The sequence below is a fragment of the Candidatus Sericytochromatia bacterium genome, assembly GCA_035285325.1.
In the GTDB taxonomy this organism is placed as follows: domain Bacteria; phylum Cyanobacteriota; class Sericytochromatia; order S15B-MN24; family JAQBPE01; genus JAYKJB01.
The window spans coordinates 1-15,072 of record JAYKJB010000023.1 but is presented as its reverse complement, the minus strand read 5'-3'; the positions used below and the strand labels follow the sequence as shown (position 1 = coordinate 15,072).

Genomic DNA, 15,072 nt, shown 5'->3' with positions numbered 1-15,072 from the left:
CGCAGGCGGCGCGGTTCAGAACGCGTGCTCGAGGTAGAGCGGCATCATGGCGCGCCAGGTCGGCCAGTCGTGGCGCATGTCGTGACCCCACATATCGAGGTTGGCGGGGATGCCCTTGGCCCACAGGTCGCGCGCCATGCGGGCGGACTGACCGGGCGCTTCGTAGGCCCCCTGGCCCGTCAGGATGTGGATGTGCTTCTTGGCGCGCAGCTGCTCGATGTACCAGGGATCGTGCAGGTTCGGCATGTAGGCCATCGGCGAGTTGAAGTAGACCGCCTCGTCCATGTAGCCGTCGGTCCAGGGGCTCAGGTCGTAAGCACCGCTCATGGCGATGGTGCCGTCGAACAGGTCCGGGTGACGGAGCAGGAAGTTCATCGCGTGGTAGGCACCCATGCTGGCGCCGGTGGTGATGATGCCGCCCCGGTGGCCCTGATGGTTCCAGATGAAGGGAACGACTTCCTTGCAGACGTAGGCATCATAGAACTCATGCTTGCGGGCCCGCTCGGCCGGATGAATCCGCGTGTTCATCCAGGTGTGCGAGTTGACGCTGTCGATCGAGTAGACCTTGACCTTGCCCGCCTCGATCCATGGCCGCATGACGGAGATCAGGTGAAAGCGCTCGTATTCCTCGAAGTCGGCGGCAGCCGTGGGGAACATCAGGAGCGGAAAGCCGTAGTGGCCGTAGACGGCAATCGGCATGTTGCCACCGATGCGGTGGCTGTACCAATGGTGGACTTCCTTTTTGATGGGCATGGGGCGGATCCTCGAAACGCGGTCGGCCGGCGGGCCGGACTCAGGGCCTGCGCGCGCGCGCTGGCGCGGCTTTATTCAAATATTAAAGCAGGTTTAATAAAGCTTGTCCCCGCCCAGATCTGGGGTTTTTCGGGAAATTTAGCGCGGAGGGGTCGCTTGGCCTGGCCGCGCCAACGCACCCCCTCAACCACAGGCCAAGGGCCCCCGAATCCATGCGTTCGGGGGCCTTCAGCTTGAGCGCCCGTGGGGGCGAAGTCCGCTGCGGATTCGATGGGGGCGGGCGCTTCACTTCACCTTCGTGACAATGCCCCCCGTGATCGGGCCGGGCAGGTCCACGGCCACGACCACGTTGTCGATGCGGGGGCTCATTTGCCCCTTTTTGCCGGCCAGCGTCACGAAGCGGAGCCGCAAGCTGCTGGTCGGCAGTGCCACCTGTGCCTCCATTTCTTTTGGCCCGGGATAGCTCATCGGGAGAACCTCCTCACGCGAATCCCATAGCGTTTTCCAGGTGTTGGGCTTGCTGTTGAGATAGCTGATCTGCACCTGCAGGGGGGCCGTGGGGTGAAGGACTTCAAACCCCGGCTTGCCGCTCGGCTTGGGCCCTTCACTCACCAGCCGGGCGTACTGGAAGGACAGGGTCCGCTTGCTCCCTTCAAAGCCTCGGGACACCGCGAGGGGCTTCCGCAGTTCCAGCATGAAGCGGTTGGCGCTGTAGGCCTTGCCATCCCGCCCGGCGGCCACGGCCTGCAGGCTGCCTCCGAGGCCGGGCTTGACCAGCTGGTGGGCGGTCGGCGCGGGGTGAATCATCGGGAGCACGCCCTTGAAGTCCGATGAACTGGCCCAGATGCTGTCCAGGCTGGCCTGGGTGGCGTAATCGAAGTCGTCATGAAACAGGACCGTCGCCGGGGAACTCTGCAGCGCATAGGTTGCCTGGCTCAGCTCAGCGGGAGCTGCAGCTGGCAACGCAACCGGAGACGGCGCACCGGCCAGTCCATCCATCCGTCCGCAGCCCGCCAGCAAGCTGGCAGCGATCCAGGCCAGGGAGACGACGCGCATCGACTTGAACATGGAAAAACCTCCTCACACAATCCAACGTCCAACACCACAAGCTTGGTGACCCTTGGCTTGTATACCAAACTTGTATACTAGTTTATGGCCGCAGCGGTTGATGGACTTACGTTAAGTTTTGGTGATCCGTTCTGCCCCGGCGAGGGGTTCCGAAATCGCCCAGCCCGGCTTGATTGCCAGCCGCGGGCCTCGCCATTACCATGCGGGGGTCCCGACGAACCCCGCATGAGGCGCGTGAACCATGGGTGTCAAATTCATCGAACAGACCGGTCTGACCTTCGACGATGTCCTGATCGTCCCCAAACGGTCTTCGGTCTTCTCCCGCGCGGAGGTGTCGCTGAAAACGCGCCTGGTGGGCGATCTGACGCTGGAGCTCCCGATCGTCAGCGCCAACATGGACACCGTCACCGAGTTGGCGATGGCGCAAGCCCTGCGCGCGCGCGGCGGCCTGGGAATCATCCACCGCTTCATCCCCGATCCGCAGCGTCACGCCGACATGGTGGCGCACGCCCCTGCCCCGCGCATTCTGGCCCTGGGCGTGAAGCTTTCCGACCTCGACAAGATTCCGCTGGTGGCCGAACTCGATGGGGTGCTGATCGACGTGGCACACGGTCATCACGATCGGGTCATGGAGATGATTGCCACCATTCGCGAACGCCATCCCCGGCTGTGGGTGATCGCGGGCAACGTCGCCACCGCCGAGGCGGCCTGGGACCTGCTGGAGGCGGGGGCACACGCACTCAAGGTCGGAGTCGGGCCGGGCGCCGTCTGTACGACGCGCATCGTGACGGGCTGCGGCTATCCGCAACTCACGGCGATTCTCAAATGCCGGGCGGCGATCAACCGCTGGTGGGATGTCGAGCGCCGCAAGGCCCGCCCGCGCGTCGCCACCGCCCCGACCCTGATCGCCGACGGCGGCATTCGCAACAGTGGAGACATCGTCAAGGCCCTCGTGGCGGGGGCCGACAGCGTCATGATTGGCAGCCTGTTTGCGGGCACCGATGAGGCCCCCGGCGAGGTGGTGACGGAACACGGCAAGGCGTTCAAGGTGTATCGCGGGATGGCCTCTTCGGGTGCGATGCAGGTGGTGGGGGCAGACCGCACGCCGGAGGGGATCTCGACCCTGATTCCCTACAAGGGACCGGTGGCGCCCCTGCTTCGGCAACTGGAAGGCGGGATTCGTTCGGGCCTGAGTTATTGCAACTCGGGCTCGATCGCGGACCTGCACGACCAGACGATCGAGATGGTCCGTATCTCACCGGCTTCCATGCGGGAAAGCCAGCCCCACGCGCTGGCGCTGTCGCCGACCGGGGCACCGCTCGACGTCGAGCGCGCCTGAAGGCGTCGGTGCTGCGAATTTGAATGGCGCTGCCAGCGGTGAGGACGGCCGCAGCCGCCGGACCAAGCCTGTATTTGGACAGGTTTGGTCTGGAATATGCTAGAATGCCCGCACCACGGAGGTCTTGACGATGAAAGTTTTGAATTTCGAACCCACCCCGAACCCCCACGCGATGAAGTTCAACGTGGATGGTCGCCTGATCGAGGGCGGTTCGCGCAGCTTTGACACCCCCAGCGCGGCGGACGGCGATCGCCTGGCCACCTCCCTGTTCGCCCTTGGCCGGGTTCACTCCGTGTTCTACATGCCGGGCTTCGTCACGGTCAACAAGTCGCCTGAAGCCGACTGGGGCTCGCTGGCCCCGGCGATCGCCCGCGTGATCGAGACAACGGCCGAAGGCCTCGCTCCCAGCGCGGCGGCCCGCGGCGCCGCCACGGGCGATGCCTTGCTGGACCGCATCCACGAGGTCATCGACGCCCAGATTCGCCCGGCCCTGGCGGGTGATGGCGGCGGGCTCGACGTGGTCAGCTTCGACGAGCTGACCCTCACGATTCGCTACCAGGGGGCTTGCGGCTCCTGTCCCAGTTCGGTTTCCGGCACCTTGATGGCCATCCAGAATCTGCTGCAGGCCGAGGTGGACGAGCGGCTGACGGTCGTGGCTGCCTGACCGGGCAGGCCTCAGCGCTCAATTCGAGAGCGCCCGTCCGATCGCCAGGCCGCCCGCCACGGCCGCCAGGCCGCCGGCATTGGACCCCAGCACATACCAGCTTGCCGCCGCCCAGCGGCCCTGCTCCAGCAGGGTCACGGTCTCCAGGCCAAAGGTGGAGAAGGTCGTGAACGCCCCGCAGAACCCCACGGCCAGCACCAGTCGGGCCTCGGGGCCCACCCAGGCAGGGCGTCCGACCGCGAGGGCGGCGACCAGGCCAAGCGTCAGGCAACCGGCCAGGTTGACCAGCCAGGTCCCGAGGGGCACGCCCAGGATGGGTGGCCAGCCACGGGCGATCGCCGCCTGAGCGACCAGGGTGCCCAGGCCGAAGCGGGCCCACGTCCCCAGGCTGCCACCGAGGGCCAGCCAGAGCAAGGTGAGGGGCAAGGGCGCAGGGTTGGGCATGCGCGGATCGTGGCCGACGGCCTGACCCGTCGCGGTGAGAGCCGTCACGCCCGCCCTGGAGCGCGTGACGCGGCGCCAGCGCTGCTCCGACGGCACGCCGGGGCTCGGCCGCGATCAACGCGGGATGACAGCTGGGCTTCTCGTGGATATAATGAAAATATAACCGAACGTTAATTTCACCAGGCCCCCCTCCTGTTCGGGAGATCGTCTCGTGCCTCAGGTGGTTCGTCGTTTTTCCTCTGGGCTGCCCGCTCGCGCGATGATGCGCGGGATGACGCTGGCGGCGACCTTGCTGTTCGCGCTGTCGGCCTGTGGGGGCCCGCGGCCTGGCGCGGAGCTGCTGCCGCGCTCCACCGGCGTGCAGGCGCAGGTCGCAGACCCCTATGCGGGGTGCGAGTCTTTGCGGGGCATGGCGCTGATGCGCGCGCTGTCGAGTCTGGTTCGCGCTCGCCACGTGGTGCTGGGGTATGACCGCGCCCGCGATGTCATGTTCGCGACGCTGGATGACATCGGTGGGCGCGACACCGTGGTGGACGTCTATTGTGGTCGCACGGGCAAGGGAGTGCGCGACCGCGTGTCGGCCTTTCACCGGGGCTTGAATGCCGAGCACACCTGGCCGCAAAGCCTGGGGGCACAGGCTGAGCCTGCTCGCAGCGATCTTCACCATCTGTTTCCTGCCGACGCCGACACGAACTCTCAGCGTAACCGCCACCGTCTGGGCGTGCCGGAACAGGTGACCGAGACCTTGCCGAATTACCTGGGCGACGCGCTCAACAGCCGGGTGGGGACGCTGGCCGATGGCACGGTCGTGTTCGAACCGCGGGATGACCACAAGGGCGACGCCGCCCGCGCCATGCTGTATTTCTATGTGCGCTACGGGTTCGGCGCGCGTCTGACCGACGGCGTGAAGCTCGACAACTTCCGCGGCGAATTCGCGACGCTCTGGCGCTGGCACTTCATCGATCCTGTCTCGCCCAAGGAAAAGGCGCGAAACGAGGCGATCGCCCGCTTGCAGGGCAACCGCAACCCGTTCATCGATCACCCGGAATACGTCCAGCGAATCGGACACTTCCTGTCTCCGGGACGTCAGCTGGAAGCAGGGCTGGCCTTCCCTGGGGCACCGCAGCCCTGAACGGAGCCCCACAGGCCCGCCCGTCGAGGATGGCACTCTGTGCACGTGGAGTCACGCTGCGAGGCGCCTCACGTTGAACCGGCCCGACCCCTCGCGTCGTGGAGGACACCCCCCCTGGCGGCCGCGTGTTGAACCGGGGGCCCCTCAGGCGTCGTTGAGACCCACTTCCCGGGCGATCGCCCCGATCAGTTCCGGCAGCACGCTCGGGTCGAAGGGGGAGCGCAGTCCGCCAGCCTCCAGCATTCCCAGCAAGGACGTCGTCCCACCGAGTCGGCAGATGGTCAGATACGCGTCGGTGGCCCCTGCCCGGTCGTGTTGGGCGCGTTGCCAGATCTGGAGTGCGGCAACCTCCGCGAGGGCGTAGTCGATATAGTAGAAGGGCGAGGCGAAGATGTGCGCTTGCCTCATCCAGCGGTACTGGCGCTGCGCCGGGCAGTCCTGGACATCGATGCCGGCCATGAAGGTGTCCCACAGGTCAGCCCAGACGGCCTCACGTTCCGCTGGGGTCATGCCAGGGCGCTCGTACAGCGCGTGTTGGAAGGCGTCGACGGCGGCCATGTAGGGGAGGCGCACCAGCGTGGTCATCAGGCGCATCCGACGGAACCTGGCCGCGTCCGCTGGCGCGAAGAAGCTCTCGATTTCATGCAGGGCCAGATACTCCATGCCGAAGCTGTGCACTTCAGCGGCATCCATGGTAGGCGTCCGCAGTTCCAGAGAACGCACCCACATGCTTTCCCAGGCCTGCACGGCGTGGCCCATTTCGTGCGTCAGGGTGGAGATGTCCGCATCACGGCCGGTGCTGTTGCAGAAGATCACCGCCCGACGCTCGTCATCCAGACTCATGGCGAACGCCCCCGGTTTCTTGCCGGGACGATTTTCCAGATCGATCAGACCCTCCTCCGTCATGCGGCGCCAGTGGGCCAGAAATTGCGGGTGGAGTCGACCAAACAATGCGTCGGCACGCGCAATTTGTTCCTCCACGGGGGCAGCCTGGTCGCCCAGCGTGGCGTTTGGAAAGTACATCATGTCAGCACCCGGCACGCAGGGCCCGTTCAGCCCCAAGTCTCTGGCCTGCACCGCCCTCAATTGCCGGGTCAACGGCACCACGTGATCCCGGATGGCCTCGCGGAACCGGGCCACTTCGGCGGGACCGTATTCGGTGCGCCCCATGCGACGGTAGCCCAGGGCGAGAAAGTCGTCTTCTCCCAGATTGCGGGCCTGTTGATGCCGCAGCTGCACCAGGCCGTCAAGAATGCCGTGGATGCTGGCACCGTGCTCATCGAAGAACTGTCCGATCCCGCGCCAGGCGGCCTGCCGCTGCTCAGGCTCTTCAGCCGCCAGCAAGGACTGGGCCTTCACCAGCGTCACGCTGCCCGTCTCCAGGGGAAGTTGCGCCCCGCCCAGCAGCTGATCGTACTGCGCCACCAGGCCTTGTTCCTGCACGCCGAGCGGGATGTTCTCGGGCGTGAAGCCCGCATCTTCCAGACTCAGACGCTGGAACAGCGCGCCCCCCAGCGACGATTCCAGTTCAGCGCGACATTCAGCCCCGAGAAACGCCTTGCGCAGGCGGCCGTTGATCTCTTCGGCGATCGGCAGGATCTCCTCGCGCAGGGCACGCCACGCTTCCTTGGCTGCTTCGTCGCGAGTGTCCTGACATTCCCGGAAATAGCGTCGACTCGCCTCGCCCTGTAACTGGAGCTTGGCTTCGTTCCATTGCCAGTACCAGGCCTCCCAGTCCCCCACCGGGGCCTGGCTCGACGGCAGCTGGTCTTCCAAGGCCAGAAAGCGCGCGCGCACCTCCTCCTGGCTCAATGGAAGGGGGGCTCGCAGGCTGGCAACTGGGCACATGGGGCAACTTCTCCTTGGCGCGGTTTTTAGCCTACCATTTCCCAGGTCTCGCTGGTATCATTAGGCCGCTTGTTCCGGCTTGTTGCCCTGCGGAGGGACCTCCCGATGGCCCCTGTGGTCGAGACCTTCATCGACACCCCCGAGGCGCTGGCGGCCCTGTGCGAGAAACTCACCGGCCACCCGATTCTGGCCGTCGACACCGAGTTCATCCGAGAGCAGAGCTATGTGCCGAGCTTGGAGCTGGTCCAGGTGGCCACCCCCGATGGCACGGTGGCGGCCGTCGACTATCGCGCCATTGGCCGGATGCCCGACGATCCCTTGGTCGCGCTGTTGACCGATCCGAGCATTCTGAAGGTGCTGCATGCGGCCGATCAGGACCTGGAGATGCTGCAGCTGCTGACCGGGGTGGTGCCGGGGCCGATCTGGGACACGCAACTCGTCACGGGGCTTTTTGGCTATTCCGGTCGGCTGGGCTATCAGGCCGTGGTGGAAAACATGCTCGGTAAGAAGCCCACCAAGGGAGAGACGTTGACGGACTGGTCGCAGCGTCCGCTGACGCCCGAGCAGCTGCATTATGCGCTCGAGGACGTGCGTTTCCTGATCCCTCTCTACGAAGCCGAGCGCCGTGAATTGCAGGGGCTCGGGCGCGAGGCGTGGGCGCTCGAGGAATGTGAGCGGGTTCGTTGCCACGTCGAGCGCAACCTGCAAACCCGGGCAGACCAGCAAACGCTGTTCTACCGCATCAAGGGCTGGAGTTCGCTCGACCGGCGGGGGCTCGCGGTGCTCCGAGAACTGGCGATCTGGCGGGAGCAGGAAGCGGCTCGTCGCAACCGGCCGCGAGGTTCGGTGATGCGGGATGAATACCTGGTCGAGATGGCCCGGCGCGCGCCGAATGCGCCCCATCAGCTGCGGGCCATTCGCGGCCTGCATCCTCGCGATCTCGAGCGCCACACCGACGCCCTGCTGGCCGTCATCAAGCGTGGCAAGGCGGTGCCGCCGGAGGCTTGCCCGACGCCTGACGTGTCAGGGCCTCAGCTCGACGAAGCCGAGGCTGCGCTGGCCTCGCTGCTGAATGCCGTGCTGCACGTGATTGCGGCGGAAAAGCTCGTATCGGCCACCCTGGTCGGCACGGTCGCCGACCTCCAGCGGCTGGTGGAGGCCCATCGCAAGGGACAACTGGGGAGCCTGCCCATGCTCAATGGCTGGCGCGGGGAACTGGTGGGCCAGACCCTGATCGGCATTCTGACGGGTGAGTTGTCGGCCCGCTGGGATCCCCGAGCCAAGCATCTGTGCCTGGAGCCGGTGGCGAAAGCCTAGACGGCAGCGGCTGACCCCAACGGCCGAGCTCAGGCTTCCTGGCGGACCGGAACGGGCGGGCTGGGCAGGCTGGGGCGCGGGGCAAACGCGCCCACGTGACCGCGGTGCTCGGTCTTGGCCCATACGACCTTGCGGTCCGTCAACACATTGCGCACGGCCACCATCAGGGCCGGCACCCAGTGCAGCAGGTAGACCAGGTACCGCAGACCAGGCAACACATCCAGACGACGTTCCCGTTTCCAGGAGATGGTCAGCGACCACACCACCGAGAAGCCGATGATCACGAACGAGAGCGCGTCGCCGAAGTGGTAAGGCAGCGCGTGGGTGATGGCGCCTGGCACATAGGAGGCCAGCTGGAACATCAACCCCAGCACGGTCATCAGCGGGAAAAAGCAGGAGAGCAGCACGTAGACCGCGTCCGCCCGCATCCCGAGGGTCAGCTGAGGGCTTTTCACGGTTGCGGCGACATAATCGGCATAGCTGCGCAACATGCCCTCCGCCCAGCGTTGCCGTTGGCGAATCAAGCCCGACATCGTCGTCACGCCTTCCTGCCAGACCACCGCCTCGGTGACGTGATAAATCCGGCCACAGCCCGCCAGCAGCAGGCGCATGGTCAGATCCAGGTCCTCGGTGAGGGAGCCAGGATTCCAGCCCCCCACCGCTTCCACCGCCGAGCGACGGGTCAGCTGACCATTGCCGCCGAGCGCCGCGGCGAGGCCGAGGCGCGTGCGGCCGGTCTGGAGGATTTCATTGAACAGGGCGAATTCGTCGTCCTGGCAATGGGCCAGCAGGTTTTCGCGGCGATTGTAGATGCGCACCTGCGCCTGGACCCCACAAACCGTCGGGTCGTTCATCAGCGGTGCCACTGCCTTGCGCAGAAAGTCCGGCGCCATCTCGGTGTCCGCGTCAAAAACGCAGATGACTGCGCCACTGGCGAATTCCAGCCCGGCGTTGAGCGCCTCGGACTTGCCGCGATTCGGCAGATTTCTGCGCTGTACCAGCAGCACCCCTGGAAACTGGCTGACCACTTCCGAGGTGCGATCGTGGCTGTGATCATCGATCACCAGCACTTCGAAGCGCGGGTAGTCGAGACGCAGCACGTGCTCCAGCGTGTTGGCGATGACGGCCTCTTCGTTGTGGGCCGGAATCAGCACGCTGACCAGCGGCAGTTCGCTGTCGTCGATCGCCAGGGCGGCTTCCGCCTCGGCTGGGCGTCCATAGAACCACGCGCCGAGGCTGAACACCACGAGGCCGTAAACGACCGGTAACAGGGTGCTCAGCTGCAAGGGGGCATAGCTGTGAAACCAGAACCCCAGCGCACCGATCGCGGCGAAGGCGACCAGGGGGATGGCGACCAGGGAGCGAACAGCGGGCGAGGCGCTCGGAGCAGGCATCGGACTGCGTACTTTCTGCGATTCGGAGGTTGGTCCGGGAAGAGCCAAGGCGAACAGATGAAAACCCCCTGAGTGTATCATGTTTTTCGGCATGATTTAAACCCGGCTTAACCTGGTGCCCGCGACTTTCTGCCCGCGAGCATCGGGAGATGGCGGTTTCAGACTTCTTTCGAAGAAAACCATCGGCATGGCGGCCGCTGGGCCCCGCGGCCGATCCGAGGGAAGGAAGGCCTGGCGTCAGGGGTCGGTGGCTTCGAGGGCGGTCACCAGCAGGCGGTTGACCGCGTCCGGCTTGGCGCGTCCCTGGGTGGCCCGCATGACCTGCCCCACCAGGAATCCCAGCACCTTGGTCTTGCCTGCGCGGTATTCCTGGACCTGGCCAGGGTTTGCCTGCAGCACCGCTTGAATGGCCTCGGCCAGCGCTCCCGTGTCACTGATCTGGCTCAGGCCACGCTGGGCCACCAACTCGCGTGGCGCCAGGCCATTGGCCATCATCTCGTCGAGCAGCGACTTCGCAATTTTTCCGGAGATCACATCGGATTCGATCAACGCCAGCAATTCCACCAGTTGCGGCGGCGTCAGACGCGTGTCGCTCAGTTGCCGTTTCTGGGCGTTCAAGCTGGCCGTGATGTCGCCAATCAGCCAGTTTGCCAGCGATTTGGCGCGCAGCGCGGCCTGCTCTCCCGACAGGGCGATCGCCGCATCGAAAAAGGCGGCCAGATCACGGTCCGCCACCAGCACGGCCGCGTCGTAGCGCGATAGCCCCAGCGCTTCCTGATAGCGGGTCCGCTTGGCCGCGGGCAGTTCCGGCAATTGCGCGGCCAATTCGCTGACGCGCGCGCTGGGAATCACCATCGGCACGAGGTCCGGGTCGGGGAAATAGCGGTAGTCCGACGACCCTTCCTTGACCCGCATGCGGACCGTCTCCTGACGCTCGTCATTCCAGAGTCGCGTTTCCTGAACGATCGGCTCCCCGAAGTCGAGGGCATCGATCTGACGCTGAATCTCGTAGCGAATGGCCCGTTCGATGGCCGTGAACGAGTTCATGTTTTTGATTTCGGTCTTGGTCCCCAGGGCGCTGGTCCCCACGGGGCGGATCGAGACGTTGGCGTCGCAGCGCAACGAGCCCTGCTCCAGACGGCCGTCGTTGATCCCCAGGTAAACGAGAATGGCGCGCAACTCCTGGATGTAGGCCTTGGCCTCCTCCGGGGTGTGCATCTCCGGCTCGGAGACGATTTCCAGCAGGGGCACGCCTGCCCGATTCAGGTCCAGCAGCGAGTGGGTGGAACCCGCCAGCCCCGCGGCTCCCTGATGGACGAGCTTGCCGGCATCTTCCTCCATGTGGATTCGGGTGATGCCGATTCGTCGGGTTTCCTCGCCCAGCGGGACGTCCAGCCAGCCGCCCGCGCAGATTGGCTCATCGAATTGAGAGATCTGATAGGCCTTGGGCAGGTCTGGATAAAAGTAGTTCTTGCGATCGAACTTGCTGCGTTCGGCGATCCGACAGTTGAGCGCGCAGCCCGCCATCATCGCGTAGGTCAGCACCTTCTCGTTCAGCACCGGCAACGCGCCCGGCATGCCGCTGCAAACAGGACACACATGCTGGTTCGGCGAGGCGCCGAATTCGGCACGGCAGGCACAGAAGATCTTGGTTTCGGTCAGCAGCTCGGCGTGGACTTCCAGTCCGATCACGGCCTCATAACGCGGGGACACGGGCCTCATCTCCTTTGCAGTTCCACGCCGTGGCCGGCGAGCAGCGGGGCTTCGGGGGGGCGCCGCCGATGGTGGTCCGTGGCTTGTTCGTAGGCATAGGCCAGGCGATAGAGCGTGGCCTCGTCGAGGGAGCGTCCGATCATCTGCAAACCGATCGGCAGGCCCGCTCGGTCGGCGCCACAAGGCAGCGACAGAGCGGGCAGGCCGGCCAGATTGACCGGGATGGTGGCGAGGTCGGCCAGGTACATCGCCAGCGGGTCGTCCACCTTCTCCCCCAGCTTGAAGGCGGTGGTGGGGGTGGTGGGGCTGATCAGCACGTCGAAGCGTGCGAACGCCTCGGCATAGTCGCGCACGATCAGGGTGCGGAGCTGCAAGGCCTTCTTGTAGTACGCCTCGTAGTAACCGGCGGCCAGGGCGTAGGTTCCCAGCATGATCCGGCGCTTGACCTCCGCCCCGAACAGCGCGCGCGTGCCCGTGTACAGGGCGTTCAGGTCTTGGCTGTCCTCGGACCGGCTGCCATAGCGCACCCCGTCGTAGCGCGCCAGGTTGGAGCTGGCCTCAGCCGTCGCGATCACGTAGTAGGTCGGCAGGGCAATGTGGGTGTGGGGCAGCGTGACCCGTCCCACTTCAGCCCCCAGTGAAGCCAGGACCTCCAGTGCCTGTTCCACGGACTGACGGACCTCAGGGGCAATTCCGTCGCCCATCAGGTCGTCGATCACGCCGACGCGCAACCCTTTGACGGGTGTTTCCAGTCCACTGCACAGGTCCGGGGGGGGCACGTTCAGCGAGGTGGCGTCGCGCGGGTCGTGGCCGGCGATCGCCTCCAGCAGCAGGGCGTTGTCCCGCACCGTGCGCGTCAGCGGGCCAATCTGGTCGAGGCTGGAGGCAAACGCGATCAGGCCGTAGCGTGACACCCGACCGTAGGTCGGCTTCATGCCCACCAGGCCACAGAAGGAGGCTGGCTGACGGATCGAACCGCCGGTATCGGTGCCGAGGGCCCAGGGAACCTGTCCGGCGGCCACGGCAGCCGCCGAGCCGCCGGATGAGCCGCCCGGGACGCGGCTGAGGTCCCACGGGTTGCGCGTGGCGCCGAACGCCGAATTTTCGCAAGACGACCCCATCGCAAATTCATCCATGTTGAGCTTGCCCAGGCTCGGCAGGCCCAGACTCGCCAGCTTGGCGGACACGGTGGCGTCATAGGGGGGCACCCAGTGCTCGAGCAAGCGGCTGGCAGCCGTGGTGCGGACCCCGGCGGTCACGATGTTGTCCTTGATGGCCAGCGGCACACCGGCCAGCGGTGAGAGCGCTTCACCCGCGCGACGACGGCGATCGACGCCCTCTGCGGCCTGGAGGGCTTGCTCCGGCGTGTGATGCAGGAAGGCGCGCACCGCTCCGTCGGTTGCCTGGATGCGTTGCCAGCAGGCCTGCACCAGATCCTGCGCCGTGCATTCGCCTTCGGCGAGGCGGCGGGAACAGGTGAGGGCGTCCAAGCTGGGCAGGTCAGTCACGAGGGAGCCTTTCCCGAACGGCGGCAACGAATCGGTTTCAATCAACCCGGGGGAAGTTCCCGAACGCCGCTTGCGCAGGCCCGTCGGAACGCTGGATTGTAGCGATCTCCGCGGAAGCCCGTCAAACGTCGGGGAGCCCCGCTGAGCGAGGCTCCCCGTTGGCCGGTGTGCATCCGGCAGGCAGGCGGCTCACGTGCTGGCTGGTCCGCCAGACCTCACAGCGCCGAGGCCTGCCGAAATCGCACGGTCCCGCGCCTGGCGCGGTCAAGGGGTTTTCTTGCGTCCCTTGCCGGCGCGCGAGGAGGAGCCGCCCTTCCGCCCGATCGACGAATAGAACTCCACACCGCGTTCGCGTTTGACTGACTCGCCGCCTTTGCGACCGATCTGCGAGAAGAATTCCGGTCCGTACTTGTCCTTGGTGGCCTGACCACCCTTCTGACCGATCTGCTGGAAGAATTCTCGCCCTCGTTCTTCCTTTACCGTCTGGCCTCCGCGACGACCCGCCTCGACCATCCGGGGGTCTCCCTTTGCGGGACCGGGTCTGTTTCCAACCATGGGTCTCCCCTCCTGTTCGCCACTTGCGGCCGCCTTCCCGCTCCCCGGTCTCGGCGCCGGCTTCGCTTGCCGTTCCAAAGGCTGGATGAATTGCCGCATTGAAGCGTGTTGCCCTGTTAGGGACGACGCTAGCAGAAGCAGTGGGGCAGAGAAATCAAACAAGTGGATATCTCGTTTGGCGATCGGGGGATTTCAGCCCCTTTGCACAAGCGAAGACCCCGGAACTGGGCAGCCTGCACACCCGTTGGCCAGCGGCCCCTGGCCGCAGGACCGCCGCCGTCATTTCGCCCGCAGCAGGTGAGCCCCGTCTCTTGTCGCCCGGTGGCGCCGTGCGGTATAGTCTGGAACCTCACGCGGCCTTTCCGGCCTGCTGCTGAGATGTCGGGCGCGTAGCTCAGTTGGTAGAGCAGCGGACTTTTAATCCGCGTGTCCTGGGTTCGATTCCCAGCGCGCCCACCTTATCGACTCAAACCTCAAGCGGCCCCGGTGAGGGGGCCGCTTCTTCGTTTGATGGAACGCGCGGGAGCTGCATCGCCGGCACCGGGACAGGACCGCCGGGGCCTTCCGGGCTCGACGGGCGAGCCACCTGCGAGGACGACGGCTCGCGGGCTACCGCAGCAGCTTGGCCAGGTCACGGGCCCGCGCCGGCAGCTCCGTCCGGGTCACGAAGTCCGACAAGGGTGCGGCCTGGCCTCGTTGCCGGGTCCCGACGTGCAGAAAGAAGGCATCGGTGGTGTGGCAGCCGTTGCAGGTCGCGACGGCAAAGGCCTTGCGCACCTTCTCATCCACCCCCGGGGCCTGCCAGTCGAAGGTCGCCTGGTTGCCGGCCGCCAGCATGGCCGGCGGGACCACGTGCCTGCCTGCCAGGACCGCGGCGGCGTTGGCTTTCAGGAAGCTGGCCAGTTCCTTGGAGTTGTTCAGGGCTTGCTTGGGCGTCTGCTTGACCGTCACCTGGGCCAGCAGCCCACTCTGTCTGGAGATCTGGAACTCCCGCAGTTCCCAGCTTGAACCGATCGCCAGCTCATTGGTGCGAAGCTGGTTGAGCGCGCTGCCATTGGGCTTGGCCGGATTGGCGCCGGCTGCGCTGAAGGTGTCGGTGATGTCCTGAAGGGCCTGGTTGTAGGCCGGACTGCCCAAGGGCAGGGCGGCGAGCTTGTGCCAGCGCGAGGCCCACGCCTGGACCGAGCCCACACGCGCCAGCGGAACGCCATATTCAAGGATCACCGTGAACGCCAGCGGCTGGCCCAGACTATCGACCACGCCGAAGATGAAACGACCTTCGCCGGCATTGCCCGTGGAGCGCAGGTCGAGTCGGTTGACGATCGCCAGCAGCCGGA

General features: G+C 65.9%; 13 protein-coding genes and 1 tRNA gene. 5 read left to right on the top strand and 9 right to left on the bottom strand.

The window, feature by feature from the left end; translation table 11 throughout:
- Window positions 1-15 precede the first annotated feature (15 nt).
- Together VKP62_04150 and VKP62_04145 are read right to left on the bottom strand one after the other, a co-directional pair.
- Window positions 16-753, bottom strand: coding sequence for an alpha/beta hydrolase-fold protein (locus tag VKP62_04150; GenBank protein ID MEB3196375.1), 738 nt, complete (start codon window positions 751-753; stop codon window positions 16-18).
- A gap of 285 nt (window positions 754-1,038) precedes the next feature.
- Entirely contained in the window at window positions 1,039-1,821 is a 783-nt protein-coding gene (locus VKP62_04145) for a hypothetical protein (GenBank protein MEB3196374.1), read from the bottom strand.
- A gap of 241 nt (window positions 1,822-2,062) precedes the next feature.
- Here VKP62_04145 and VKP62_04140 point away from each other — a divergent pair, with 241 nt between their 5' ends.
- Entirely contained in the window at window positions 2,063-3,160 is a 1,098-nt protein-coding gene (locus VKP62_04140; protein MEB3196373.1) for an IMP dehydrogenase, read from the top strand.
- Window positions 3,161-3,290: 130 nt separating this feature from the next.
- Window positions 3,291-3,824, top strand: a complete 534-nt coding sequence (locus VKP62_04135) for a NifU family protein (GenBank protein ID MEB3196372.1) — start codon at window positions 3,291-3,293, stop codon at window positions 3,822-3,824.
- Between the two features lie 18 nt (window positions 3,825-3,842).
- On the opposite strand, the gene crcB is transcribed toward VKP62_04135, so the two are convergent.
- A complete protein-coding gene (gene crcB, locus VKP62_04130; GenBank protein ID MEB3196371.1) occupies window positions 3,843-4,268 on the bottom strand; it encodes a fluoride efflux transporter CrcB in 426 nt (141 codons plus the stop codon).
- 211 nt (window positions 4,269-4,479) lie between these two features.
- On the opposite strand from crcB, the gene VKP62_04125 reads away from it, so the two are divergent.
- On the top strand, window positions 4,480-5,400 hold the full coding sequence (locus VKP62_04125) for an endonuclease (protein MEB3196370.1): 921 nt from the start codon (window positions 4,480-4,482) through the stop codon (window positions 5,398-5,400).
- A 144-nt stretch (window positions 5,401-5,544) separates the two neighbouring features.
- On the opposite strand, the gene VKP62_04120 is transcribed toward VKP62_04125, so the two are convergent.
- Window positions 5,545-7,248: a M3 family oligoendopeptidase gene (locus VKP62_04120; GenBank protein MEB3196369.1), complete on the bottom strand. Its 1,704-nt coding sequence runs from the start codon at window positions 7,246-7,248 to the stop codon at window positions 5,545-5,547.
- 105 nt (window positions 7,249-7,353) lie between these two features.
- Here VKP62_04120 and rnd point away from each other — a divergent pair, with 105 nt between their 5' ends.
- Window positions 7,354-8,565: a ribonuclease D gene (gene rnd, locus VKP62_04115; GenBank protein ID MEB3196368.1), complete on the top strand. Its 1,212-nt coding sequence runs from the start codon at window positions 7,354-7,356 to the stop codon at window positions 8,563-8,565.
- A gap of 29 nt (window positions 8,566-8,594) precedes the next feature.
- Here rnd and VKP62_04110 read toward each other — a convergent pair whose 3' ends face one another.
- The 4 genes from VKP62_04110 to VKP62_04095 form a co-directional block, all read right to left on the bottom strand.
- Window positions 8,595-9,959: a glycosyltransferase gene (locus VKP62_04110; GenBank protein MEB3196367.1), complete on the bottom strand. Its 1,365-nt coding sequence runs from the start codon at window positions 9,957-9,959 to the stop codon at window positions 8,595-8,597.
- Window positions 9,960-10,196: 237 nt separating this feature from the next.
- A complete protein-coding gene (gene gatB / locus VKP62_04105; protein ID MEB3196366.1) occupies window positions 10,197-11,681 on the bottom strand; it encodes an Asp-tRNA(Asn)/Glu-tRNA(Gln) amidotransferase subunit GatB in 1,485 nt (494 codons plus the stop codon).
- The gene (gene gatA / locus VKP62_04100; protein ID MEB3196365.1) at window positions 11,678-13,180 is read right to left on the bottom strand and encodes an Asp-tRNA(Asn)/Glu-tRNA(Gln) amidotransferase subunit GatA; all 1,503 of its coding nucleotides are present in this window, start codon (window positions 13,178-13,180) and stop codon (window positions 11,678-11,680) included. The genes gatB and gatA overlap by 4 nt, the downstream gene beginning before the upstream one ends.
- 264 nt (window positions 13,181-13,444) lie before the next feature.
- Window positions 13,445-13,693, bottom strand: a complete 249-nt coding sequence (locus VKP62_04095) for a hypothetical protein (protein MEB3196364.1) — start codon at window positions 13,691-13,693, stop codon at window positions 13,445-13,447.
- Between the two features lie 425 nt (window positions 13,694-14,118).
- On the opposite strand from VKP62_04095, the gene VKP62_04090 reads away from it, so the two are divergent.
- Window positions 14,119-14,191 (top strand) — tRNA-Lys (locus VKP62_04090).
- A gap of 153 nt (window positions 14,192-14,344) precedes the next feature.
- Here the strand turns inward: VKP62_04090 and VKP62_04085 are convergent.
- Window positions 14,345-15,072, bottom strand: a 728-nt coding sequence (locus VKP62_04085) for a LamG domain-containing protein (protein MEB3196363.1), incomplete at its 5' end; no start/stop codon positions are given.